The 24,520-nt window shown below is 73.7% G+C and carries 17 protein-coding genes and 1 pseudogene; 10 read left to right on the top strand and 8 right to left on the bottom strand.

Going from position 1 to position 24,520, the window contains the following annotated elements; translation table 11 throughout:
• Nucleotides 1-128: 128 nt before the first annotated feature.
• The 3 genes from BLV05_RS17910 to BLV05_RS17900 all read left to right on the top strand — a co-directional run bounded on the left by BLV05_RS17910 (nt 129) and on the right by BLV05_RS17900 (nt 5,175).
• On the top strand, nt 129-1,343 hold the full coding sequence (locus BLV05_RS17910) for a pyrophosphate--fructose-6-phosphate 1-phosphotransferase (protein ID WP_046770597.1): 1,215 nt from the start codon (nt 129-131) through the stop codon (nt 1,341-1,343).
• Nucleotides 1,301-3,433 carry an acyltransferase family protein gene (locus BLV05_RS17905; protein WP_082155504.1) on the top strand — a complete coding sequence of 711 codons (2,133 nt, stop codon included), beginning with the start codon at nt 1,301-1,303 and terminating at the stop codon, nt 3,431-3,433. The genes BLV05_RS17910 and BLV05_RS17905 overlap by 43 nt, the downstream gene beginning before the upstream one ends.
• 275 nt (nt 3,434-3,708) lie before the next feature.
• Nucleotides 3,709-5,175, top strand: coding sequence for an HNH endonuclease signature motif containing protein (locus BLV05_RS17900; protein ID WP_157524267.1), 1,467 nt, complete (start codon nt 3,709-3,711; stop codon nt 5,173-5,175).
• A gap of 105 nt (nt 5,176-5,280) precedes the next feature.
• Here BLV05_RS17900 and BLV05_RS17895 read toward each other — a convergent pair whose 3' ends face one another.
• Together BLV05_RS17895 and bla are read right to left on the bottom strand one after the other, a co-directional pair.
• Entirely contained in the window at nt 5,281-7,338 is a 2,058-nt protein-coding gene (locus BLV05_RS17895; protein ID WP_052762760.1) for a penicillin-binding transpeptidase domain-containing protein, read from the bottom strand.
• An 88-nt stretch (nt 7,339-7,426) separates the two neighbouring features.
• Nucleotides 7,427-8,311, bottom strand: coding sequence for a class A beta-lactamase (gene bla, locus BLV05_RS17890; protein ID WP_046770599.1), 885 nt, complete (start codon nt 8,309-8,311; stop codon nt 7,427-7,429).
• A gap of 113 nt (nt 8,312-8,424) precedes the next feature.
• On the opposite strand from bla, the gene BLV05_RS17885 reads away from it, so the two are divergent.
• Together BLV05_RS17885 and BLV05_RS17880 are read left to right on the top strand one after the other, a co-directional pair.
• Nucleotides 8,425-9,315 (top strand): LysR family transcriptional regulator, encoded by an 891-nt coding sequence (locus tag BLV05_RS17885; RefSeq protein ID WP_046770600.1) that lies wholly within the window; start codon nt 8,425-8,427, stop codon nt 9,313-9,315.
• Nucleotides 9,312-10,232: a serine hydrolase gene (locus tag BLV05_RS17880; protein WP_046770601.1), complete on the top strand. Its 921-nt coding sequence runs from the start codon at nt 9,312-9,314 to the stop codon at nt 10,230-10,232. Before BLV05_RS17885 ends, BLV05_RS17880 begins: the two co-directional genes overlap by 4 nt.
• 228 nt (nt 10,233-10,460) lie before the next feature.
• Here the strand turns inward: BLV05_RS17880 and BLV05_RS38645 are convergent.
• Nucleotides 10,461-10,622: pseudogene (locus BLV05_RS38645) on the bottom strand (VOC family protein); the annotation flags it as partial.
• A 38-nt stretch (nt 10,623-10,660) separates the two neighbouring features.
• On the bottom strand, nt 10,661-10,855 hold the full coding sequence (locus tag BLV05_RS35860) for a hypothetical protein (RefSeq protein ID WP_152690903.1): 195 nt from the start codon (nt 10,853-10,855) through the stop codon (nt 10,661-10,663).
• 25 nt (nt 10,856-10,880) lie between these two features.
• Here BLV05_RS35860 and BLV05_RS17870 point away from each other — a divergent pair, with 25 nt between their 5' ends.
• Complete coding sequence (locus BLV05_RS17870; protein WP_052762761.1) at nt 10,881-11,405, top strand: CGNR zinc finger domain-containing protein; 525 nt, start codon at nt 10,881-10,883, stop codon at nt 11,403-11,405.
• A gap of 55 nt (nt 11,406-11,460) precedes the next feature.
• Here BLV05_RS17870 and BLV05_RS17865 read toward each other — a convergent pair whose 3' ends face one another.
• Complete coding sequence (locus BLV05_RS17865; RefSeq protein WP_046770602.1) at nt 11,461-13,527, bottom strand: heavy metal translocating P-type ATPase; 2,067 nt, start codon at nt 13,525-13,527, stop codon at nt 11,461-11,463.
• Nucleotides 13,528-13,587: 60 nt separating this feature from the next.
• Nucleotides 13,588-16,149 carry a valine--tRNA ligase gene (gene valS / locus BLV05_RS17860; protein ID WP_046770603.1) on the bottom strand — a complete coding sequence of 854 codons (2,562 nt, stop codon included), beginning with the start codon at nt 16,147-16,149 and terminating at the stop codon, nt 13,588-13,590.
• 387 nt (nt 16,150-16,536) lie between these two features.
• Here valS and BLV05_RS17855 point away from each other — a divergent pair, with 387 nt between their 5' ends.
• From BLV05_RS17855 to ngg, 3 genes are all read left to right on the top strand, one after another.
• Entirely contained in the window at nt 16,537-17,919 is a 1,383-nt protein-coding gene (locus tag BLV05_RS17855; protein WP_152690904.1) for a trypsin-like serine protease, read from the top strand.
• A gap of 179 nt (nt 17,920-18,098) precedes the next feature.
• Nucleotides 18,099-19,883, top strand: coding sequence for an N-acetylglutaminylglutamine amidotransferase (locus BLV05_RS17850; RefSeq protein WP_046770604.1), 1,785 nt, complete (start codon nt 18,099-18,101; stop codon nt 19,881-19,883).
• A 41-nt stretch (nt 19,884-19,924) separates the two neighbouring features.
• Nucleotides 19,925-21,652 (top strand): N-acetylglutaminylglutamine synthetase, encoded by a 1,728-nt coding sequence (gene ngg, locus BLV05_RS17845; RefSeq protein WP_063932604.1) that lies wholly within the window; start codon nt 19,925-19,927, stop codon nt 21,650-21,652.
• 14 nt (nt 21,653-21,666) lie between these two features.
• Here the strand turns inward: ngg and BLV05_RS17840 are convergent, their stop codons facing one another.
• Nucleotides 21,667-22,254 carry a dihydrofolate reductase family protein gene (locus BLV05_RS17840; protein WP_046770605.1) on the bottom strand — a complete coding sequence of 196 codons (588 nt, stop codon included), beginning with the start codon at nt 22,252-22,254 and terminating at the stop codon, nt 21,667-21,669.
• 83 nt (nt 22,255-22,337) lie between these two features.
• On the opposite strand from BLV05_RS17840, the gene BLV05_RS17835 reads away from it, so the two are divergent.
• Nucleotides 22,338-22,916 (top strand): TetR/AcrR family transcriptional regulator, encoded by a 579-nt coding sequence (locus BLV05_RS17835; protein WP_046770606.1) that lies wholly within the window; start codon nt 22,338-22,340, stop codon nt 22,914-22,916.
• On the opposite strand, the gene BLV05_RS17830 is transcribed toward BLV05_RS17835, so the two are convergent.
• The gene (locus BLV05_RS17830; protein ID WP_197683188.1) at nt 22,891-24,507 is read right to left on the bottom strand and encodes a DUF885 domain-containing protein; all 1,617 of its coding nucleotides are present in this window, start codon (nt 24,505-24,507) and stop codon (nt 22,891-22,893) included. The two genes, BLV05_RS17835 and BLV05_RS17830, sit on opposite strands and share 26 nt — an antisense overlap.
• Nucleotides 24,508-24,520: the final 13 nt, after the last annotated feature.

Below are 24,520 nucleotides of genomic sequence, written 5' to 3'. Positions count from 1 at the left end.
ACAGAGTAGGCCGCGCCCCCGCACGTCCGCTGGTCCGGCCCACACCCCGGACAGCACACCCGGAAGACCCGGGCGCCGACGATAAGGTGTCAGGCGATCCGTCCCACATCGACAGAAGGTCACCTCATATGCCCGAGAGCACACCTGTGCGCAAGGTCGCCATGCTCACGGCCGGCGGCCTGGCCCCGTGCCTGTCGTCGTCCGTCGGCGGCCTGATCGAGCGGTACACCGAGATCGCGCCCGAGGTCGAGATCATCGCCTATCTCGACGGCTACGCGGGCCTGCTGACCGGCCGCTCGATCACCGTCACCCCCGAGATGCGGGCCACGGCGTCGCGGCTGCACCGGTTCGGCGGCTCCCCCATCGGCAACAGCCGGGTCAAGCTGACCAACGTCGCCGACTGCGTCAAGCGCGGGCTGGTCCAGGAGGGCCAGGACCCGCTGCACGTGGCGGCCGAGCAGCTCACCCGCGACGGCGTCGACGTGCTGCACACCATCGGCGGCGACGACACCAACACCACCGCGGCCGACCTCGCCGCGTACCTGGGCACCAACGACTACGAGCTCACCGTCGTCGGGCTGCCGAAGACCGTCGACAACGACATCGTGCCGGTGCGGCAGAGCCTGGGCGCCTGGACGGCCGCCGAGCAGGGCTCGATCTACGCCCGCAACATCATCGCCGAGCACTCGTCCAACCCGCGCATGCTGATCGTCCACGAGGTCATGGGCCGGCACTGCGGCTGGCTGACGGCGGCGACGGCGCGCGCCTACCGCAAGTGGCTGGCCGCGCAGGAGTGGGCGCCGGAGCTGGGCGTCGACCCGCGCCGCTGGGACGTCCACGCCGTCTACCTGCCCGAGCAGAAGCTCGACCTCGACGCCGAGGCCGGCCGGCTGCGCTCGCTGATGGACGTCCTGGGCTGCGTCAACATCTTCCTGTCCGAGGGCGCCGGCGTCGACGAGATCGTCACGGAGCTCGAGGAGGCCGGCGAGGAGGTCCCGCGCGACCCGTTCGGCCACGTCAAGATCGACAAGATCAACCCCGGCGCGTGGTTCGCGGACCAGTTCGCCGCCCGTGTGGGTGCGGAGAAGGTCATGGTGCAGAAGAGCGGCTACTACAGCCGGTCCGCCGCCGCCAACGCCGACGACCTGCGGCTGATCAAGAGCTGCACCGACCTCGCCGTCGAGTGCGCACTGCGGCACGACGGCGGGCTCATCGGGCACGACGAGGAGCGCGGCGGGCGGCTGCGCGCCATCGAGTTCGACCGCATCAAGGGTGGCAAGGCGTTCGACCCGTCGACCCCGTGGTTCGCCGACCTGCTCGGCGCGATCGGGCAGCCGGCCTGACCTCCCCCGCGACGACTCCCGCCGGAGCCGAGGCCCGTCCTCGGTTCCGGCCGGACGTCGAGGGCCTGCGCGCCGTCGCGGTGCTGCTGGTGCTCGCGTACCACGCCGGGCTGCCGCTGGTCAGCGGCGGTTTCGTCGGCGTGGACGTGTTCTTCGTCATCTCCGGGTTCCTCATCACCGGGCTGATCCTGCGCGAGGTCGAGTCGACCGGCCGGCTGCGGCTGGGCCGGTTCTACGCGCGCCGCGTCCGCCGGCTGCTCCCGGCGACGGCGGTCGTGCTGGCCGCGACCGCGGCGCTCACGATCGCGCTGCTGCCGCCGCTGCGCTGGCCATCCGTGGCCGGCGACATCGCGGCGTCGGCGACGTACGTGGTCAACTGGGGCCTGGCCGCGGAGTCAGTGGACTATCTGGCCGCCGGCGACGCGCCCAGTCCCGTGCAGCACTTCTGGTCGCTCGCCGTCGAGGAGCAGTTCTACCTGCTCTGGCCGGTGTTGATCATCGGGCTGTTGTGGTGGCGGCGCCGCCGTCGGGGCTCGCTATCGCTGCGGCGGACGTTGCTGGCCGGGCTCGCGGTGGTCGCGGTCCCGTCGCTGGCGTGGTCGGTGTACCTGACCGCCGCCTCGCCCGGCGCCGCGTACTTCGTGTCGACGACGCGGGCATGGGAGCTGGCCGCCGGCGCGGCGCTGGCGATCGGCGCGCGGCGGCTGGAGCGGCTGCCGCGCTGGGTGGCCGGCGCGCTGGCCGGCGGCGGACTGGCGGCCGTCGGCTGGGCGGCGCTGACCTACGACGCGACGACGGCGTTCCCCGGCGTTGCGGCGCTGCTGCCGGTGCTCGGGACGGTCGCGGTGATCGCGGCGGGCGTAGCGTCGGCGGGGACGCTGCCGTCGCGGCTGCTGTCGGGCGCACCGATGCGGTGGGTGGGTGGGCTGTCGTACTCGCTGTATCTGTGGCACTGGCCGCTGCTGATCGCGGCCGGCGCGGTGTGGGGCGCGCTGTCGCCGCAGCAGGGCACGCTGGTGGTCGCGGCGGCGTTCGTCCCGGCCTGGCTCACGCACCGGCTGGTCGAGGCGCCGATCCACCACGCCCGCGCACTCGCCGTCCGGCCGCGGCGGGCCTTCGCCGTTGGGGTGGCGGCGACGGCGACCGCGCTGCTGGCCGCGCTGGTCACCGTCAAGGCGGTGCCCGAGTACGCGACCGCCGAGGCCGCGCCCGGCGCCGCCGTCCTCGCACCGGACCCGGCCGGCGACCCCGACGGCGTGCCCGTCGACCAGGTGCCGGCGATGACGCCGGACCCGATCGACGTCCCCGAGGACAACCCGGACATCTACCCCGACGGCTGCCAGCAGAACGCCGAGGACGCCGACCTCGCCACCTGCGCCTACGGCGACCTCGACTCCGACCGCGTCATCGCGCTGGCCGGCGACTCGCACGCGGCGCAGTGGCAGCCGGCGCTGGACGTGCTGGGCGAGCGGTACGGCTGGCGGATCGAGACCTACACGAAGTCGTCCTGCGGGTTCTTCGCCGTCGAGGTCACGACGGCGGCCGGCGCACCGTACACGTCCTGCCGCGAGTGGAACGACGCGCTGCTGGACCGCCTGACCGGGCCGGACAAGCCGGACCTGGTGGTGACGTCGGGCAGCAACTCCTACCGGGTGTGGGAGGACGGCCACGAGCTGGGCGACGACGCCAGCGCCGAACGGCTGGCCGACGGGCTGCGCGACAGCTGGCAGGCGGTGCAGTCGGCCGGCGTCGAGCTGGTCGTGCTGGAGAACACGCCCTGGCTCGCGCAGGACCCGGCCGAGTGCGTCAGCGCCAACCCGGACCGGCTCACCGAGTGTGCCCAGCCGCTCGCCGACGCCGTCGACAAGGCCGGTGACGAGCAGGTGGCCGCCGCGCGCGAGCTGGGCGGCGTCGACCTCGTCGACCTCACCCGGGCCATCTGCCCGACCGACGAGTGCCCGGCGGTCATCGGCAACGTGGTGGTCTGGCGCGACGACCACCACCTCACCGCGACGTACGCGCGCAGCCTCGCCTCGCACCTGGACGCGCAGCTGCGCCCGTACCTCGACGACTGGCGCTCAGCCGCCTAGGGCCTGCCGCGCCTGCCTTCGGCGCAGCTGACGAGTTGCGATCCGGACGAGTGTTCGCTAAGATCATTTGTAGAAGTCACGCCGCCACCGGGAGCGGTTGCAAGGGGTTCCCGGGCATCGAAGCAGGGCATCACGCCAGGTGTTCTCACCTCGTCCACGGTCGCAGCCGTTCCGTGTGCTTGCGGTCGTCCCACCCCAGCCTTACCGGGCCAATGCGGGTGGCAGGCGCTCGAACCTCGAGGCGCCTCCTCATCGTGGACGAGAAGGGACGTGCGGTGTCCGATCCGATCGATCGACTGGCCACGGCTGCGCCGGGTGCCGAGTTGGGTGTCGCGTTGGCGGCCGTGGACCCTGCGACGCTGTCCGCGCACGAGCTGGTCGTGGTGGCGATGGCGAGGCAGCGACAGCTGGCGCACGAGGAGGCGGCGCAGTTGCGGGTGTTCGCCGAGCTGGCGGCCCGCCCGGAATACCAGCGCTGCGACGCCCCGGACGACCTGGCTGCGGGGCATGTGCATCGGGCGGTCCAAGCCGCTGGCGACGAGGTGTCCCTGGCCATGCGCTGGACGCCGGGCCGGGCGACCGGACAGGTCGCGCTGGCGGTCGAGCTGCTCCAGGAGCTCCCGGACACCTTCGAAGCGCTCGAGGCGGGCCGTATCGACGCGGACAAGGCGCGGCTGATCGCCGAGCGCACCCGCTGCCTGCCCGACACCGACTTGCGCCACCGGGTGGAGACGGCCGTCCTGCCCGTGGCCGAGGACCGGACCCGGTGGGTCCTGGACCAGCGGATGCGCAGCGAGGTCATCGCCGCGGACCCTGCCGGCGCCGAAGACCGCCGCAGGCAGGCCGCTGACCGCCGCTGCGTCGGCCGGCCCGAGCCCGGTTCGCCCGGCGGCGACGACGGCACGGCGACCATGACGCTGTACGGACCGGCCGAAGACGTCATCGCGCTGTGGGTGGCCACCGATGCCGCCGCCCGCCACGCCCGCTGCGCCGGCGACGACCGCAGCCTGGACCAGCTGCGCTTCGACCTGCTCACCGGCCTGGCCTGGACCGCGCTGGAGTCCGGGCACCTCGGCTGCTGCAACCCCATCTGCACCACCGCCGCGGCCCCGCCACCGTCCTGCGCCGACGCCGACGCCGACGCCAACGGCAACGGCAACGGCGGGCCGGTGGTGCTCGGGCGGCGCCGGGGCCGGGCGGCCACCGTGCACGTCGCCGTGCCGGTCGGTGCCTACCTCGGCAGCGATGACCTGCCCGGACATCTCGACGGGTACGGCCCGGTCACGGCCGGCACCGTGCGGCGCATCACCGCCGACGCCACCCTGCGCAGGCTGCTCACCGACCCCGCCGACGGGCGACTGCTCGAGTACGGCCGCACGAGCTACACCCCACCGGCCGACCTCACAGCCCACGTCATCGCCCGCGACCGCACCTGCAGGTTCCCCACCTGCCACCGACCGGCCACGGAGGCCGAGATCGACCACAAGATCCCCTATGCCGAGGGCGGCACCACCGACCCCGCCAACACCTGGGCCCTGCACGACGGCCACCACCGCGCCAAGACCTGGCACACCTTCACCATCACCACCGACACCCACGGCACCACCTGGTGGACCACCCCCGCCGGCCACCACTACCCCGCCGAACCCGAGGTCGTCGGGCCGGTCATGAGCACGCCGGCGCCCGTCCCCGCCGGAGTAGGTGGGTCATACCCGCCAGATCCTGAGCCGCCGCCCTTCTGACGCGGCGTCGGCGACGCCGCTGGGCACGCTCTACATCAGGGGTGCCTGACGGATACTGGTGGATCGGGCGGCATCCAGACGTCGGTCCGCGACGCCGGAGATCCGTCAGGTACCCCCTAGGAAGGCCTCCAGCAGCGGGCCGGCGGTGCGCGAGCCGGACTCGCCGTCCTCGACGAACACCGCGACGGCGAGGTCGCCCTGGGTGGCGATCATCCAGGCGTGCGTGCGGATCTCGCCGTCGTCGTCCACGTACTCCGCGGTGCCGGTCTTGGCGCCGACCGGGTCGCCGGGGACGCCGCCGAGGAACGCGCCGCTGCCGTCCTCGACGACCGCGCGCATGAGGTCCTGCAGCACGGCGGCCTCGTCGGCGGTCAGGGTGCTCTCCGGCGCGGCGGCGGCCGGCTCGACCAGCGTCGCCGCGACGGTGTGCCCGGCGGCGACCGACGCGGCCACCGTCGCCATGGCCAGCGGCGAGGCCAGCACGTCGCCCTGGCCGATCATCGACGCGGCGTGCGAGGTGCCCTCGGCCTCGGCCGGCACCGCGCCGAAGAACGCCGGCGTGCCCGCCTGCTGCTCGACGCCCAGCCCGAGCGACGCCGCGGCCTGCGCCAGCGACGCCTGGTCGGCCACGGTGTTCTGGCTGATGAAGGCGGTGTTGCAGGAGTTCGCGACGGCCTCGCGCAGGGTGATGTCGCCGATCGCGCCGGACGGGTAGTCGTCGTAGTTCTCGAACGCGCGGCCGTCGACGTCGACCGTCGAGGTGCACGGCACGACGGACTCAGCGGTCAGCCCGGCGCGCAGCAGCGCCAGCGACGTCACGACCTTGAACGTCGAGCCGGGCGGGTACTGGCCGAGCGTCGCGGTGGAGTAGCCCTCGCCGCCCGGCCCGCTGGCGGCGGCCAGGACGGCGCCGGTGGACGGCTGGATCGCGACGATCGCGCTGGCCGGGGCGACGTCGGCCAGGATGGCCTCGGCGCTGCTCTGCAGGTCGATGTCCAGCGTCGTGGTGAGCGGCGTGCCGGCCAGCGCCTCGCGCTCGAACAGCACCTCCGGCTCGGCCGGCTCGGGCTCCTCCGCGGCCGGCGTGGCGGTGGAGGTGCCGGTGGGCTCGGCCGACGGCTCCGGCGGCACCAGCTCGACGACCAGCCCGGGCGTGCCGCCGAGCTGCTCGTCGTACTCCGCCTGCAGCCCGGACAGCCCGACGACGTCACCGGCAACGACGCGCCCGCCGGACTCCTCGACCAGCTCGGCCGTGGCGTCACCGACGGTGCCGAGGATCGGCCGAGCGAAGTCGCGCGTCGGCGCGAGCGCGAGGGTGTCCTCGATGGCGACGGCGCCCTCGATCGCCTCGATCTGCGCCAGCAGCGGCGCCGCGTCGGACTCGCGCAGCGTGATGGCGTCGACGAAGGCCCGCTCCCCCGCGTCCTCCACCCGGGCGGCCAGGCCGGCCGGGTCGACTCCGACGACCTCGGCCAGCGCCGTCGCGGACGTCGGCGCCAGCGTTGCGTCGACGCGGGTCTTGTCGATGCCGACGCGGTAGACCGGCCGCTCGGTGACGATGACCTCGCCACCGGCGCCCAGGATGTCCGCGCGCTGGGCCGCTGTCCGGGACAGGTCGAGGGTGGCGCCCTCGGTGAGCTGCGGGTGCAGGAGGGCCGGCGACCAGTCCACCGTCCAGCCGGCCTCGGTGTCCTCTGCACGGCGCAGGGTGGCGGTGGTCTGGTATGTCCAGTCCGGGGTGTCCGGCGTGGCGCTCGCCGTGGGCGTGGAGGTGGGTGCGGCCGTCGGCGTCTCCGTGTCGGTGGGCGCGGGCGTCGCGGCGGGCGTCTGTGCGCCGGAGCCGTCGAGGTCCCAGCCGACGTCGAGGGTGACCTCGCGGGTGTTCTCGTCGTCGGTCTGCTCGAGGCCGGCGACGGTGACCGTGCGGGTGGTGGCCTCGCCCGTGCCCTCGACCATCGAGGCGACGGCGGCCGTGGCGTCCTCGGCGCTGGCGTCGCCGAGCGGGACGCCGGCGAAGTCACCGGACGCGACCGCCTGCGCCAGCTGCTCGGCGACCGGAGTGGCGTCGGGCGGATCGTCGCCGCTGCAGCCCGCCGCCGTCGCCACCAGCACGCCCCCGGCCACCGCGGCGAAGGTCCGCCGCGGTCCGCTCTTCCAGATCATCGCTCCCCGTTCCTGCCCCGTTGTCCGGGACACCCTAGCGCCAATGCACCCCAGCGCACGGCCGGCCGTACCCGTCCGCGCCGAGCCGTCAGCCGAGCCGCCGCACCACCAGGCGGGCGACGTCGGCCAGTGCGGCGTCGACCCGGACGGAGTCGCGCTCCGTGCGGCGGCTCATCGCAACGATGACGATCGGCTCGCCGGCCGGGTTCCACGCGACCCCGGCGTCGTTGTTGGTGCCGTAGTCGCCGGCGCCTGTCTTGTCGGCCAGCCGCCAGCCGTCCGGCAGCGCGTCGCGGAACCGCGGCCCGGACGTCGTGTTGGCCAGCATCCAGCTTCGCAGCCGGCGCCGGTCCGCCGGTCGCAGCAGGTCGCCGACCAGCAGGCCGGCGAAGGTCCGGGCCAGCGCCGCCGGCGTGGACGTGTCCTGCTCGTCACCCGGCTCGGCGGAGTTCAGCTCGAGCTCCCAGCGGTCCAGCCGGGTGGCGCCGTCGCCGATCGACCGGGCGAACGCGGTCAGCCCGCGCGGCCCGCCGATCTCGCGCAGCAGCAGGTTCCCGGCCGCGTTGTCGCTGAAGCGGATCGCGGCGTCGCACAGCTCGGCGACGGTGATGCCGGTGTCGACGTGCTCGGCGGTGATCGGCGAGTTCGCCAGGATGTCGGCCGGCGGGAACCAGACCCGGTGGTCCAGGCGGGCCTCGTCGAGGTCACGCAGGACGGCGGCCGCGGCGATGGACTTGAACACCGACAGGATCGGGAACCGGTCGCCGGCCCGGTGCGCGAGGCGGGCGCCGGTGGCGAGGTTCGTCGCGCTGACGCCGAGCGTGACGTCGTGGGTGCGCTCCAGCTCGCGGACCGCCGGGTCGGCGCTGGCGCTGGGGCTGGCGCCGGCGCTGCCGGTGGCGAACAGGCCGGCCGACGCGGCCAGCGGGACGGCCAGGCCGGCACGGAGCACGGTACGGCGGGTGAGCGTCATCGGGGTTCCTCCTGGGTGCAGGTGACGAGCCCCATCACCGTCGCAAGGCGCACACACCGATGTCCAAGACGCAACCGCCACCGATCCATGCCGAATGTGTATGGTGGCTGCCCGTGGACCTGCTGCGGCACCTCGAGGCGTTCGTCGCGGTGGCCGAGGCGCGCAGTTTCACCCGCGGCGCCGACCTCTGCGGCACGCCGCAGCCTGTCGTCAGCCGGCGCGTCGCGGCGCTCGAGCGCGATCTCGGCACCACGCTGCTGCACCGCACGTCGCGGCAGGTCGAGCTGACCGACGCCGGCCGCACGCTGCTCCCCCACGCCGCCGACCTCGTCGCCCGGGCCGGGCACTTCCGCGAGCTGGCCGCCGCAGCCCGCGCCGCCGGGCTCAGCGCCGGCATCCCGGCCGGTCCGGACCCGCGGGCACTGGTCGCCGCCCGGCGCGCGGCCGCCGCGGCAGGCGTCACGTTGACGTTCACCGAGCAGGCCGCCGCGGAGCGGGCGGCCCTCGTCCGCCGCGGCCGGCTCGACGTCGCGCTGCTGCCCTGCCCGCCGGACGAGGAGGAGACCGGCGCCGAGCTGGGCGCGGCGACCGCGGCCGACGACCTGCGCGGGCGCCGCCTGCACCTGGACCAGCTCCGCCGCTCCGGCGGCGACGACGGCCGCCCGCGAGCGCTGCACCTGTCCACCGAGGACGACGTGCCGTGGGTGCGCGACCCGGTCCGCCGCGCCGCCCGGCTGGCCGGCCTGCTGGACGACCAATTGTGCGTCGGCACGTCCGACACCGAGGCGCTGACCTGCGCGCTCGAGTACGGCGACGCGATCCTGTGCACTCCCGCGTGGGCGGCGGCACACCGGCTGCGCTGGCGCCCGCTCGGCGACGTCGCGGTGCGCCGCACGTACGCCGTCGCCGGCCGGCCGCGGGTCGCGCGCGAGTTGGTCGACGCCGTGCTGCCGGCGCTGGCCCGCGCGGCCGGGCTGGTCACCGACCCGGAGGAGCCGCGATGACGACGTCCGACGCGTTCGGCTTCTCCGGCGAGGCGGTGCGCACGGCGCACGACATCCGCGCCGACTGGCGGCGCACCGGGCTGCGGGGCGCGCTGTACGCCCGCAACGTCGACACCGGCGACGACCTCGGGTTCGACGTGCACGTCCCGTACGCGCTGGCGTCGGTGGGCAAGCTGCCGCTGGCGCTCGTCGTGCTCGACCTCATCGCCGCCGGTGAGCTGGACCCGGCACACCCCGTCGACCTCGTCCCGGGGCGGGCCACGCCGGGGCCGACGGGTGCGGCGCTGTTCCGGCACCCGAGCCGCATCGCGCTCGAGGACCTGCTGCTGCTCATGCTGTCGGTCAGCGACAACGCCGCGGCGGACGCCGTCTTCGCGCTCGTCCCGCCCGAGCGGGTGACGGCGACGCTGCAGGGCTGGGGGTGCGACGGCATCGTCGTGCGGCACCCGATGCGCCGGCTCTACGACGCCGCGACGGCCGCCGCCGCGGGCGACCCGGTGCTGGCGCTGGAGCTGGCCGTGCGGGCCACCACCGACGGCGGCGGGCACGTGCTGCCGACACTGGACGTCGCGTCCGCGACCAGCGGGACCGCCGCCGGGCTGGTGTCACTGGTCGAGCGTGTCTGGGCCGACGACGTCAGCGTGCCGGCGGCGACCGCGCGGCTGCGCGAGCTGCTGGGACACCAGGTGCGCCAGCGCATCGGCGCGGAGCTGGCCGCCGACTCCGTCACCGTCAGCAGCAAGACCGGCACGTTCCTCAACCTGCGGCACGAGGCCGGCATGGTCACCACGTCGACCGGCGACCACGTCGCCGTCGCCGCGCTCACCGCCTCGACCGTCGCGGCCAGGTCGCAGCCGGAGGCCGACCGCGCGATCGGCCGGGCCGCCCGCGCCGCCGTCGACGTCCTGCGGATCTAGGTGTGGCTCCGGGCCGGTCACGACAGGTCCTAGCGATCGCCCTCGATCGAGAAGATGTTCTCGTCGGGGGTCCTTGAACCAGGCGACCTTGCCGCCGCCGGCGCGAGGTGAGACCCCCTTGTCGTCCGTCCCGTAGTCGAAGCCGCTCTCGAGCACGCCATCGTAGTGCTCGAAGGTCACGCCGTTCGAGGTCAGCTCGTCGACCGTCTGCTCGACGTCGTCGACGTACCAGGTCGCCAGGGTCGCGGTCGAGCTGCCGGCGTGGTCCGGAGAGGGATACACGACCAACGATTCGTGGCCGCCCGAGGTGTACACCCTGCTTCCGTCCGCGTCCGTCCGCACCGCCGAAAGACCGAGTTTCCCTTCGTAGAACTCCACCGCCCGGGTCATGTCTGTGACCGCGATCATCGAGTTCAGTCGGTGACTGCTCAAGCCCATGGGTCCTCCTCGACCAGACGATCTGACGATTGTCCCGGACGCACCACGACCAGGCCGCCGCAGGCGCACCGGCCGTAGCCGACGAAGCCGTCGCCGGTGCGGTGCCACGACGTCACGTGGTCCGGCCGGAGGGTCGCGCCGCAGCGGCCACAGGCCCGCACGACGTCCAACGTTGTTCCACTCATGCTCTCAGGGTGCTGTAATGGCATTGTGCATTTCAACCATTACAGCGACGAGGGCGCACTGCTGGCCGCGGCGCTGGTGAACGCCCGCCTCGACTCCGCGGCCGACGTCGCCGAGCTGGCGGGTGAACACGACCTGCTGCTGGAGCGTCCGCCGTCGGATGAGGACGCGGCCGGGCTGCGGCGCTGGCGGACGGCGCTGGCCGGCGTGGTGGACGCGCCGACCACCGGGGAACGGATCGAGGCGCTCAACCGGCTGCTCGCCCGCGGCACGTCACACCCGCGGATCAGCCTGCACAACGGCCCGCCGCACGTGCACTTCCGCCCCGACGACGTGACGCCGGAGCGGCAGTTCGCGGCGATCACCGCGTTCGGGCTGGCGTGGTTCCTCACCCAGCGCGGGCTGCACCGCCTCGCCCGCTGCGCCGCCGGCGACTGCACCGTCGCCTTCGCCGACGTCACCCGCAACGGGCGGCAGCGCTACTGCTCGACCCGCTGCGCCAACCGCCAGGCCGTCCGCCGCCACCGCGCCCACGCCTCCCACTTGCAATGAGCACCCATACGCACCGGTGCGTATAGGTGCTCATTGCAAAGGCGGGGCGACGGGGTCAGCGGGCCAGGTGGTCCGGCCGCAGGTCCAGGCGGCGCAGCAGCTGGGCGTTCGCGGCGACGATGACCGTCGACGCCGTCATGGCGACGGCGGCGGCCGCGGGCGGGAGCACGAACCCGATCGGCGCGAGCACGCCGGCCGCGAGCGGTACGGACAGCAGGTTGTACCCCGTCGCCCACACCAGGTTCTGCACCATCTTCCGGTAGCTGGCCGTGGACAGCCGCCGGGCCGAGACCACGCCGCGCGGGTCGTCGGAGGCGAGCACCACGCCGGCGGACTCGACCGCGACGTCGGTACCGGCACCGATCGCGACGCCGACGTCGGCGCGGGCCAACGCGGGCGCGTCGTTGACGCCGTCGCCGACCATCGCGACGGACAGGCCGCGCTGCTGCAGCGACGTGACCGCGGCGTCCTTGTCCTCGGGCAGCACCTCGGCGAACACCTCGTCGATGCCGACCTTCGCCGCCACCGACTCGGCGACGTTGCGGGCGTCGCCGGTGATCATCACCGTGTGCACCTTCTCCGCCCGCAGCAGCGCGACGGCCTCGCGCGACTCCGGCCGGATCTCGTCGGCCAGTGCCAGCGCGCCGAGCACGGCGCCGTCGCGGACGACGTAGAGGACGGTGGAGCCGGCCGCGGCCCACTCGCCGACCTGGGGTTCGATCGACGACGGCACCGGCAGGTCGAGGTCGCGCAGCAGCCCGGGGCCGCCCACCGCGACCGACGCGCCGTCGACGATCGCGCGCACGCCCTTGCCGGTGAGCGAGCGGAACTCCGTCGCCGCGGGCACCGGGCCGCGCGCCTCCGCCGCCGCGACGACGGCCCTGGCCAGCGGGTGCTCGGAATCGCGCTCAGCTGCCGCGGCGACGGCAAGCAGCTCATCCTCGGTGACCGAGCCCGCGACCGCGACGCCCGCGACCGCGGGCCGGCCGACCGTCAGCGTGCCGGTCTTGTCGAACAGGACGGCGTCGACCTGCCGCATGCGCTCCAGCGCCAGCCGGTCCTTGACCAGGATGCCGGCCCGGGCGGACATCGCCGTCGAGATCGCGATCACCAGCGGGATGGCCAGCCCGAGGGCGTGGGGGCAGGCGATGACCAGCACCGTCACGGTCCGTTCGACCGCGTCCGACGCCTCGCCGAGCAACGTCCAGACCAGGAACGTCAGCGCGCCGGCGCCGAGCGCGAACCAGAACAGCCACGCGGCGGCGCGGTCGGCCAGGGCCTGCGCCCGCGAGCTGGACGCCTGCGCGTCGGCCACCAGCCGCTGGATGCCGGCCAGCGCGGTGTCGTCGCCGACGGCGTTGACCTCGACGCGGATCGCGGTGTCGGTGGCGACGGTGCCCGCGACGACGCGGTCGCCCGGGCCGCGGCTGACGGTCTTCGACTCGCCGGTGACGGTGGACTCGTCGACCTCCGCGGTGCCCTCGGCGACCACGCCGTCGGCCGGGACGCGGCCGCCGGAGCGCACCAGGACGACGTCGCCGACGGCCAGTTCGGCCAGCGGGACCTCGGTCACCGAACCGTCCGCGGCCACCCGTTCGGCGGTGTCGGGCAGCAGCTCGGCCAGCGCCTGCAGCGCACCGGACGCCTGCCCGAGCGCGCGCATCTCCAGCCAGTGCCCGAGCAGCATGACGACTATCAGGAGCGCCAGCTCCCACCAGAAATCGAGGTCGAGGCCGCCGATCTCCAGCGACGTCAGCCCGCTCGCGACGAACGCGACCGTGATGGCCAGCGAGATCAACGTCATCATGCCGGGCAGGCGGTCGGCCAGCTCGGCCTTGGCGCCGGCGAGGAACGGCCAGCCGCCGTAGAAGAAGAGGAACGTGCCGACCACCGGTGGGATCCACGTCCCCCAGCCGGGCACCTCGTAACCGACCAGGTCGGCGAACATCTCGCTGAAGCCGACCACCGGGACGGCGAGCACCAGGCTCACCCAGAACTTGTCCCGGAACATGCTGCCGTCGCCGTGCCCGGCGTGCTTGTCGTGCCCCGCACCGTGCCCGGCGCCATGCCCGGCGTGGGCGGCATGCTCCTCCGTCGCGACGGCGTGTTCGTGCTGTTCCATGGTCACTTCACCTCTCATCGGCTCAGACCATGCAACAGCATACCCCCTAGGGGTATTTCGTCAGGCGAGCGTGACGGTGACCACGTCGGCCTCGGGATCCGGCTCGACGTCGAGGACGGCGACCCGCCCGGCCGCACGCACGTCGTCGAGCAGCGCACCGGCCGGCCCGGCGTCGGCCGGCCGGACCCGGGCGACCGCCCGCGGCACGTCCGTCCGCAGCGACAGCTGCGCCTCCGTCTTGGCCTTGCGCACCGCCCCGATCAGCGCCGACGCCGTCGCGAACAGCTCCGCCTCGGCCGCCGGGACGCCCTCGGCGGCCGGCCACGGCGCCAGGTGCACCGAGCCGTCGCGCCACCAGGACCAGACCTCCTCGGTGACGAACGGCAGGAACGGCGCGAACAGCCGCAGCTGCACTGCCAGCGCCTGCCGCAGCGTCGAACGGGCCGACGCCGCGCCGGCGGAGTCGCCGGAGTCGCCGTAGGCGCGCGCCTTCACCAGCTCGACGTAGTCGTCGCAGAAGTCCCAGAAGAACCGCTCGGTGACCTCGAGCGCGCGGGTGTGGTCGTAGTCGTCCAGCGCGCGGGTCGCGGCGGCGACGGTGAGGTCGAGCCTGGCCAGGACGGCGTGGTCGAGCGGCGCCGTGACCTCGGCGGCGTCGGCCACCGGGCCCAGTCCCAGCACGAACCGGCTGACGTTGAGGATCTTCATCGCCAGCCGGCGGCCGATCTTCATCTGGCCGGGGTCGAACGCGGTGTCGGCGCCGGGCCGGCCGCTCGCGGCCCAGTAGCGGACGCCGTCGGACCCGTACTGCTCCAGCAGGTCCAGGGGCGTGACGACGTTGCCGGCGGACTTGGACATCTTCTTGCGGTCGGGGTCGAGGATCCAGCCGGAGATGGCCGCGTGCCGCCACGGCAGCACGCTGTTCCCGAGGTGTGCCCGGACGACGCTGGCGAACAGCCAGGTGCGGATGATCTCGTGCGCCTGCGGCCGCAGGTCCATCGGGAACACCCGCGCGAACAGGTCGTCGTCGCTCCCCCAGCCGCCGGCGATCTGCGGCGTCAGCGACGACGTCGCCCAGGTGTCCATGACGTCGGGGTCGCCGGTGAAGCCGCCGGGGGCGCCGCGCTGCGCCTCGGTGTACCCGGGTGGGGCGTCGGACGACGGGTCGACCGGCAGCGCCGCCTCGGCCGGGACGATCGGCGCGTCGTGCACCGGCGCACCGGACTCGTCCAGCGGGTACCAGAGCGGGATGGGCACGCCGAAGAACCGCTGCCGGCTGATCAGCCAGTCGCCGTTGAGCCCGCCGACCCAGTTCTGGTAGCGGACGCGCATGTGCGCCGGGTGCCACTGGAGCTCGTCGCCGCGCTCGAGCAGCGCCGCGCGCAGCTCCTCGTCGCGGCCGCCGTTGCGGATGTACCACTGCCGGGTGGTGACGATCTCGAGCGGCCGGTCGCCCTTCTCGTAGAACTTCACCGGGTGGGTGATCGGCCGCGGCTCGCCGACGAGGCCGCCGGACTCGCGCAGCAGCTCGGCCACCCGCTGCCGGGCGGTGTGCACCGTCGCGCCGGCCAGTTGCTCGTACGCGGCCCGCCCGGCCGGGTCGTCCAGCCACGGCGGCACGTCGGGCAGGACCCGGCCGTCGCGGCCGACCACGGGGCGGGTCGGCAGCGCCAGCTCGCGCCACCAGGTGACGTCGGTGGTGTCGCCGAACGTGCAGATCATCGCCGCGCCGGTGCCCTTCTCGGGGTCGGCCAGGCGGTGCGCGACCACGGGCACGCCGACGCCGAACACCGGCGTGCGGACGGTCGTGCCGACCAGCGCCGCGTACCGCGCGTCGTCGGGGTGCACGACGACGGCGACGCAGGCCGGCAGCAGTTCGGGCCGGGTGGTCGCGACGAGCAGCGGCTCGCCGTCGCCGCGGGCGAAGACGAGGTCGTGGTAGGCGCCCGGGCGCTCGCGATCCTCCAGTTCGGCCTGCGCGACCGCCGTCCGGAACGTGACGTCCCACAGCGTGGGCGCCTCGGCCAGGTACGCCTCGCCGCGGGCGAGATTGTGCAGGAACGCCCGCTGCGACGCCCGCCGCGCCGTCGCGTCGATGGTCTGGTAGCCGTGCGACCAGTCCACCGACAGCCCGAGCCGGCGCCACAGCTGCTCGAACGCGCGCTCGTCCTCGACCGTCAGCCGCTCGCACAGCTCGATGAAGTTGCGCCGCGACACCGGCAGCTGGTCCTTCGCCGCCCGCGAGCCGCCGCCGGCCGGCGGCTCGAAGCCGGGCTCATACGGCAGCGACGGGTCGCAGCGCACGCCGAAGTGGTTCTGCACGCGCCGCTCGGTCGGCAGGCCGTTGTCGTCCCAGCCCATCGGGTAGAACACCGCCTTGCCGCGCATGCGCTGGTAGCGCGCGACGACGTCGGTGTGCGTATAAGAGAAGACGTGTCCGACGTGCAGCGAGCCGCTCACCGTCGGCGGCGGGGTGTCGATGGAGTACACCTCGGCGCGCGGGCGGGTGCGGTCGAACCGGTAGATGCCGTCGCGCTCCCAGCGCGCCGCCCATACCTCGTCCAGCCCGTCGACCGTGGGCCGGGCGGGGATCGCGGGATCGGTGCGGGAGGTGTCGGTCACCCGCCGAGCGTAGCTTCGGCGGCCGCGCGCCTCCCCGGAATTTTCCCCGGCCGATTCGCCGCGACACGCCCGGCGTAGAGCCAATTCATGACATCCTGCTCCTGCCAGTCGCGTCGGCTCGCCGACACGGCCGGCCCGGATCACGCCGCTGACCTGTATGAATCGAGCGGTTGAGGGGTGTGATCCGGCCCTGCGTGGCACTGATCGGCAGGGGCTTCCGGGGGGCCGCGAACGCGTTAGACGCGATTCGCACCCCGTTGGTTCCCGCGGGTCCGAGCCTCGTGTAGCATTCCCAGCATTTCGGGCCCTCCTGCGCCCGCGGGGCACGCGCGGTAGTGGGGGGCTCGACTGTGAACTGACTGACATTCATTGTGAATTGGAGACAGTGTGAAGACCTTCCGCGCGCGCGTCCGCGCTGCGGGCGCACTGACGGCTGCCCTCGTTACGGGCCTCACCGTCATGAGCGCCGCCGGCACCGCGGCCGCAGCCGAGGAGATTCCGCAGGAGTCCCTCATCGTCCAGAGCTCGCCTGCCGAGTTCGAGACCAAGATCGTCGGCGGTGAAGAGGCCCCGGAGGGCGAATACCCCTTCATGGCCTCCGTCACCATCGCGACCCCCGACGGCAACTTCAGCTGTGGCGGCTCCCTCTACGACGAGACCCACGTCCTCACCGCCGCCCACTGCGTCAACGGCACCGGCCCGGACGAGGGCATCACCGTCCGGTTCGGCCCGAACGACCTGACCGAGCCCGGCACGGAGTTCACCTCCACGCAGGTCTTCTCCGGCAACATCTCCGGCATCCCGAACGACTGGGCGCTGGTCGAGCTCAGCGAGCCGGTCCCGGCCGATGTCGCCACCCCGGTGACGATCGTCTCGGACGACTCGCTCGACGCCTCCGAGGAGTACCGGGTCATCGGCTGGGGCGCCACCTCCGAGGGCGGCGCGCCGAGCGATGTCCTGCTGCAGGTCGACGTCCCGAGCGTCAGCGACGAGGAGTGCGTCGCGGCCTACGAGGCCATCGACATCGCCACGAGCCCCGACGTCGAGCTGTGCGCCGGTGACCTCGAAGAGGGCGGCATCGACTCCTGCCAGGGCGACTCCGGTGGCCCGCTGCTGGTCGAGGACGGCGGCGAGTGGATCCAGGTCGGCGTCGTGAGCTGGGGCGAGGGCTGCGCCCGTCCGGGCATCCCGGGTGTCTACACCCAGCTGAGCGCCGTCGCGGACGACATCGCGAACGTCGCCTCCGGTGAGAACACGCCGGCCGAGGTCGTCGACGTCCAGATCGAGACCACCATCAACACCCCGGTCGAGATCACGCTGTCGGCCGACGACGCCGAGGGCGACGACGTGTCGTTCAAGGTGAGCGAGACCGACCCCGAGGCCGGCGGCACACTGACCACTGACGACGAGACCCTCACCACGCTGGTCTACACCCCGGCCGAGGGCTTCGAGGGCGAGGACAGCTTCCTGTACCTCGCCAACGACGGCGCCATCGACGGCATCCCCGCCACCGTGACCATCACGGTCGCCGGAGAGGCCGAGCCCACCGAGGAGCCGACGCCGACCGAGGAGCCCACCGAGGAGCCGACGCCGACGCCCACCGAGACCCCGGGTGAGGACGACGGCGACGACAACGGTGACGACGGCGACGAGCTGCCCGACACCGGTTCGAACACCACCACCATGATCGGCCTGGCTCTGCTGCTGGCCGCCGGTGGTGCCGGTGCGGCCTTCGCCGCCCGGCGTCGCACGGCCGGCTCGAACCTCTGAGCCGATCGCCTGAGTAAGTAGCACCACGTTCCACCGGTTCGGCGGTGGCGCATCTCACGGAGAGCGCCACCGCCGAACTGCGTTTCGGGCCATGAACTGCGGGTACCCCTCCCCAGAGGCCGCGCCGGCGGCCTCGCTCGCCGCGACGCGCGGCGGAAGGGTGGGTAGGCTCGAAACACATGTGCGGCCTCACCGGTGAACTCAGGTTCGACAACCGCCCCGCCGACCTCGCCTCGGTCGGCCTCATGTGCGACGCCATGGTGGCCCGAGGACCCGACGACTCCGGCGCCTACGCGCACGGGTCGCTGGCGCTCGGCCACCGACGGCTGTCGATCATCGACCTCTCCCCACACGGCCATCAGCCGATGGTCGACGCCGAGCTGGGGCTGGCCGTCGTCTTCAACGGCTGCATCTACAACTACCGCGAGCTGCGCGACGAGCTCAGCGGGCACGGCTACCGGTTCTTCTCCACGTCCGACACCGAGGTCATCGGCAAGGCGTACCACCGGTGGGGCGAGGACTTCGTCGACCACCTCGTCGGCATGTTCGCGCTGGCGATCCACGAGCGCGACTCCGGCCGGCTGGTGCTGGCCCGCGACCGCCTCGGCATCAAGCCGCTGTACCTCGCCGAGACGCCCGACCGGCTGCGGTTCGCCAGCACGCTGCCAGCCCTGCTCCGGGCCGGCGGCGTCGACACCTCCATCGATCCGGTCGCGCTGCACCACTACCTGACCTGGCACGCCGTCGTCCCGGCGCCGCACACGATCCTCACCGGCGTGCGCAAACTGCCGCCGGCCACCGTCCGCGTCGTCGAGCCCGATGGCGCGAGCCGCGAGCGGGTGTACTGGGATCCGTCCTTCACCCGCGACCCCGCGAAGAGCGCGTGGTCGGCCACCGACTGGGAGGAGGCCGTCCTCGAGTCGCTGCGGGTGGCCGTGCGCCGGCGCCTGGTCGCCGACGTGCCGGTCGGCGTGCTGCTGTCCGGCGGCCTCGACTCCAGCCTGGTCGTCGGGCTGCTCGCTCAGGAGGGCCAGACCGGGCTGAACACGTTCAGCATCGGGTTCGACGCGGTCGGCGGCGAGGAGGGCGACGAGTTCAAGTACTCCGACGTCATCGCCCGCGAGTTCGGCACCGACCACCACCGCATCCGGGTCGGCGCCGACCTGCTGCCGTCCCTCGGCGACGCCATCGCCGCCATGAGCGAGCCGATGGTCAGCCACGACGCCGTCGCCTTCTACCTGCTGAGCCAAGAGGTCAGCAAGCACGTCAAGGTCGTGCAGTCCGGCCAGGGCGCCGACGAGGTGTTCGCCGGCTACCACTGGTACCCGCCGCTGGCCGGCGTCGGCCGCGACGACGCCGTCGCCGCCTACGCGAAGGCGTTCTTCGACCGCGACCACGCCGCGATGGCCGAGGTCGTCGCGCCCGCCCACCTCCCCGGCGGCGCCGTCAGCCTGGACTTCGTCCGCGACCACTTGACCAGGGACGGCGCCGAGACCGCCGTCGACGCGGCGCTGCGGCTGGACACCCAGATCATGCTGACCGACGACCCGGTCAAGCGGGTCGACAACATGACGATGGCGTGGGGCCTGGAGGCGCGGGTGCCGTTCCTCGACCACGAGCTGGTCGAGCTGGCCGCCCAGTGCCCGCCGGAGCTGAAGCTGGCGCAGGACGGCAAGGGCGTGCTCAAGGAGGCCGCCCGCCGGGTCATCCCGCACGAGGTGATCGACCGGCCGAAGGGCTACTTCCCGGTGCCGGCGCTGAAGTACCTGCAGGGGCCGTACCTCGAGCTCGTCGAGGACGCCCTGCACTCCGCCGCCGCGCGCGACCGCGGGCTGTTCCGCCCCGAGTACGTCGATCGGCTGCGCATCGACCCCAACGCCGACCTCACTCCCCTGCGCGGCAACCGGCTCTGGCAGCTGGGCCTGCTGGAGCTCTGGCTCCAGACGCAAGGCGTGACCTCGTGAGCGACGCCCGGCGCGGCCGAGGGGGCGGCGGCGGCCAGTCGCTGTGGAGCCGGCCGTGGAAGGAGGCCCCGGAGCACCTCGTCCGGGACATGAAACGCGACGTCCTGGTCGACTGCGCGTGGGGCCGGCTGGTGTTCGCGCAGACCTTCGAGGACCCGCGGCACGTCATCGACCTGCTCCGGGCCGAGGAGGCCGGGCGCCGCGACATCGCCATGTACGTCGCCGACCCGCACGTGCTGGTGTCGCACGCGCCCGGCGAGCTGTTCATCGACCCGTCGCTGACGTACCGGCTGGAGCTGCACCGCTACCGGCCGCGGCGCAACCCCGTCGCCGGCGTGTTCGTTCGCAAGATGAGCGAGCTGGCCGACGCCGAGGAGATCAACCGGCTGTACGCGGCGCGCGGCATGGTCACCGGCGACACCGAACTCATGTGGGGCAACCAGCGCACGCCGACGTTCACCTACCTGGTCGCGCAGGACGAGCGGACCGGCGCCGTCGTCGGCACCGTCACCGGCGTCGACCACGTCCGCGCGTTCGACGACCCCGACAACGGCGCCAGCCTGTGGAGCCTCGCCGTCGACCCGCAGTGCACCACCCCCGGCGTCGGCGAAGCGCTGGTGCGGATGCTGGCCGAGCGGTACATCGGCCGCGGCCGCGACCACCTCGACCTGTCCGTCCTGCACGACAACGACCCGGCCATCCGGCTGTACACGAAGCTCGGCTTCCAGCGGGTGCCGGTGTTCGCGGTGAAGCGGAAGAACCCGATCAACGAGCCGCTGTACGTCGCCGGCCCCGGGGAGTCGACCGAGCTGAACCCGTACGCGAAGATCATCGCCGACGAGGCGCGGCGGCGCGGCATCCTGGTCGAGATCACCGACGCCGAGAGCGGCGAGCTGCGCCTGTCTCATGGCGGGCGGCGCATCGTCACCCGCGAGTCGCTGTCAGAGCTGACGACGGCGGTCGCGATGAGCCGCTGCGACAACAAGCAGCTCACCCGGCGGATCTTCCAGCGGGCCGGGCTGTCGGTGCCGCGCGGCGTGGCGGCGTCGACGCCGGAGGCCGACGCGGCGTTTCTGGACGAGGTCGGCGAGGCGGTCGTCAAGCCGGTCCGCGGCGAGCAGGGCCGCGGCATCACCGTCGGAGTGACGTCGGAGTCCGAGCTGCGCACCGCCGTGGACCTGGCCGGCACGTTCTGCCCCGACGTCCTCATCGAGGAGTGCGTCGACGGCGACGACCTGCGCATCGTCGTCATCGGCCACGAGGTCGTCGCCGCCGCCGTCCGCCGTCCGGCCACCGTGTACGGCAACGGCCGGCACACCGTCGCCGAGCTGATCGACGCGCACAGCCGGCGACGCTCGGCCGCGACCGGCGGCGAGTCGCGGGTGCCGATGGACGAGACGACCGTCGGGACGGTGCGCGCCGGGGGCTACGAGCTGGACGACGTGCTCCCCGACGGCGACGCGCTGAAGGTGCGGCGCACCGCGAACCTGCACACCGGCGGGACGATCCACGACGTGACCGGGACGCTGCACCCGACGCTGGCGGCCGCCGCGGTGGCGGCCAGCGAGGCGATCGACATCCCGGTGACCGGGCTGGACCTCATCGTGCCCAGCCCGGCCGAGGAGGAGTACGTCCTGATCGAGGCGAACGAGCGGCCCGGCCTGGCCAACCACGAGCCGCAACCCACCGCCGCCCGATTCGTCGATCTGCTCTTCCCCGCTACCCGGACGACGCCGCGGGCCTGGCAGCCACCGTCCGTCCCGACCTGACCCCACCCCCATGATCATTGATGATCATGGGGCGGCCGGGCGTAGTGGAGGAAGACGACGCCGTCGTCGAAGGTGCGGGTCGAGGTGACGCGCAGGTGGTGCGGGGCGAAGCCGGCGGCGCCGAACAGCGGGCGGCCGGAGCCGATCGCCACGGGGTAGATCTTGATCGCCAGCTCGTCGATCTCGTCGCGCAGTACGCCGGCGAGCTCGCTGCCGCCGCAGAGCCAGATGCGCTGCCCGGGCTCGCGCTTCAGCTCGCGCACCCGCTGCACCGGGTCGGTCGCGACGACCTCGACGCCGGGGTCGGGGCTCGGCCCGAGCGTGCGCGAGAACACCAGGTGGCGCAGGTGCGGATAGGCGTTCGCCACGCCGTCGTCGAGGCCCAGCTGGTAGGAGCCGCGGCCTTCGAGGACGGTGTCAATGGTGCGGTTCGGCGGGTCGATGCCGAGCGCCGAGCGGAAGTGCACCGGAATGGTCTCGGGGTACTCCTCGCCGATGGCCGCCATGTGGTCGCCGTCGGCGGAGAAGAAGTCGAGCTCGGCCTTCGGGCCGCAGATGAAGCCGTCGACGGTCGAGGCGACGTAGTAGACGAGCGATCGCATGGGTTCCTCCGAACAGAGACGACAACAACCACTCCAGTTGTAGTACTCTAGGTGTAGTGGTTGTCAAGTCCTGAGGGGAGACCATGGCGCAGAACCCGGAACGACGGACGGCGTTGGTGGACGCCGCGATCGAGGTGCTGGCCAGTGACGGCGCCCGCGGGCTGACGTTCCGCGCGGTCGACGGCCGGGCGGGGGTGCCGGCGGGTACGGCGTCGAACTACTTCGCCAGCCGGAACGCGCTGCTCGCACAGGCCGCCGAGCGCATCCACGTCAGGCTCCGCCCGGACGAGGCCACCATCGCCGCCATGGTCCGCACCCGGCCGGAGCCCTCCCCCGACGTGCTGCGGCGCGAGCTCACGGCCATGTACCACCGCCTCGCCGCCGAGCAGACGGAGTACCTGGCGCTGCTGGAGCTGCGACTGGAGGCGATCCGGCGGCCGGAGGTCCGAGCGTCGCTGACGGCGACCATCCGCGGCAACCTGGAGCGCGACATGGCGTCGCACCGCGAGTCCGGGCTGCCCGGCGACGACACCGCCGTCGTGCTGTTCTATCTGGCGCTGAGCTGGCTGATCGTCGAGAATCTCACGCTGCCCGGCGTGCTCGACGGGCACGACGCGGACCGGCTGATCGCCGCGCTCACCGACCTGGTGGCCGCTCGCTGAGCAGCGTCCGCAACGGGCCGAGCCCGACCGGTCCGAGCCGCAACGCGTCGGCGTGGAAGGAGCCCCGATCAAGCGCAGACGCCGCACGGGCCTCGCGCCACAGCCGCGCGCCCACCCGGAACGCCAGCGCCTGACCGGGCCAGCCGAGATACCGGTCGACCTCGAACGCCGCGGTCTGCGGGTCCACCCGCGCGACGTCCACCAGCATCCGCGCGCCCAGCTCGGGCGTCCACCGGTCCGCGTAGACCAGCCCGTTCCCGCGCGGGATCGGCAGGTCCAGGTGCAGCCCGAGGTCGACGACGACGCGGACGGCGCGCCAGAGCTGCGCGAAGATCATCCCGAGCCGCTCCCCCGGCGTCCGGACCAGCCCCAGCTCGTCGGCCAGCTCCTCGGCGTAGTGCGCCCAGCCCTCGGCGTACCCGTGCACGTGGCACAGCGAGCGCTGCCACGGGTGCAGGTCGTCGAGCCCCAGCGTCACGGCGTGCTGCAGGTGGTGGCCGGGCACGCCCTCGTGGTGCAGCGTCGACACCTCCCGCCAGACGTGGGCCCGGGTGACGCCGTCGGGCAGCGTCCACCAGACCCGCCCCGGCCGGGTCAGCCCCGGGTCGGCCGGCACGTAGTACATGACGCCGGACGCGGACGGCGTCACGCGGCACTCCACCCGGCGGGTGCGGTCGGGGACGTCGAAGTGCGCGCCGGCGACCGCGGACATCGTCTCGTCGACGCGGCACTGCAGCCACGCCTCCAGCGCCGGGACGCCGTCGATCACGCCGGCCGGGTCGGCGTCCAGGGCCCGTACCGCGTCGTCGACGTCGCCGGACGGGACGATCGACGCGGCCACCGCCCGCGCCCGCGCCGTCAGGGCGGCCAGCTCGTCCCAGCCCCAGGCGTAGGTCTCCTCGACGTCGATCCGCGCGCCCAGGAACGCCGCCGACGTCACCTCGTACAGCTCGCGGCCCACACCGTCGCGCGAGCCCGCCCGCGGCAGCAGCGACTCGCGCAGGAACGTCGCGAACCCGGCCGTCGCCTCCGCCGCCGCCTCGGCCGCCGGGGTCAGCGCAGGCCGCGTCCTCACGAGACCCGGGTAAAAACCGTCCCGCACCCAGCCGTCGCACTGCGCGGCGACGGCGAGCACCTGGCGGCGGGCGACCACGTGCCCGCGGTCCGCTGACGCCGTCAGCGTCGCCGCGTACTCCCCCAGCGCCGCCGGCACCCGGGCCAGCTCGCGGCCGATCGTGTCCCAGTCGTCGCCCGGCAGGTCGTCGAACGTGCGCCGGACCCCGTGCACCGGCGTCGCCAGCGGCGCCAGCAGCGCCGTCGTGAAGCCGGCCTCATGCAGCGCGACGTCGCTGGCCAGCCGCTCGGACAGGGCCTCATAGAGCACCCGGGACCGGAACGTGGACGGCCGCACCGCGGCCAGCCGGGCCGCCGCGTCCACCGTCGCCGCGTGCCGCCGCTCGAACGCGTCCGGCGAGAGGTCCGGGAGCAGCGACGAAGGCGTCCGGCCCAGGGCCTGCGCGGCGGCCGGCTCGAGTGCGGCGAGGTCGCGGAGGTAATCGTCGGCCACCTGGGTCACGTCGTTCGCGGGCACTCCGGCAGGGTAC

Origin of the sequence: Jiangella alkaliphila (assembly GCF_900105925.1) — a bacterium.
In the GTDB taxonomy this organism is placed as follows: Bacteria; Actinomycetota; Actinomycetes; order Jiangellales; family Jiangellaceae; genus Jiangella; species Jiangella alkaliphila.
This window is presented reverse-complemented; position numbering and strand designations above follow the sequence as displayed.

What these genes read in the sequence shown, in the direction of transcription:
- BLV05_RS17910 (WP_046770597.1), top strand. Translation starts at nt 129, where the DNA reads ATGCCCGAGAGCACACCTGTGCGCAAGGTCGCCATGCTCACGGCCGGC.
- BLV05_RS17895 (WP_052762760.1), bottom strand. Translation starts at nt 7,338, where the DNA reads ATGATCTGGAAGAGCGGACCGCGGCGGACCTTCGCCGCGGTGGCCGGG.
- bla (WP_046770599.1), bottom strand. Translation starts at nt 8,311, where the DNA reads ATGACGCTCACCCGCCGTACCGTGCTCCGTGCCGGCCTGGCCGTCCCG.
- BLV05_RS17880 (WP_046770601.1), top strand. Translation starts at nt 9,312, where the DNA reads ATGACGACGTCCGACGCGTTCGGCTTCTCCGGCGAGGCGGTGCGCACG.
- BLV05_RS35860 (WP_152690903.1), bottom strand. Translation starts at nt 10,855, where the DNA reads ATGAGTGGAACAACGTTGGACGTCGTGCGGGCCTGTGGCCGCTGCGGC.
- BLV05_RS17865 (WP_046770602.1), bottom strand. Translation starts at nt 13,527, where the DNA reads ATGGAACAGCACGAACACGCCGTCGCGACGGAGGAGCATGCCGCCCAC.
- BLV05_RS17850 (WP_046770604.1), top strand. Translation starts at nt 18,099, where the DNA reads ATGTGCGGCCTCACCGGTGAACTCAGGTTCGACAACCGCCCCGCCGAC.
- BLV05_RS17840 (WP_046770605.1), bottom strand. Translation starts at nt 22,254, where the DNA reads ATGCGATCGCTCGTCTACTACGTCGCCTCGACCGTCGACGGCTTCATC.
- BLV05_RS17835 (WP_046770606.1), top strand. Translation starts at nt 22,338, where the DNA reads ATGGCGCAGAACCCGGAACGACGGACGGCGTTGGTGGACGCCGCGATC.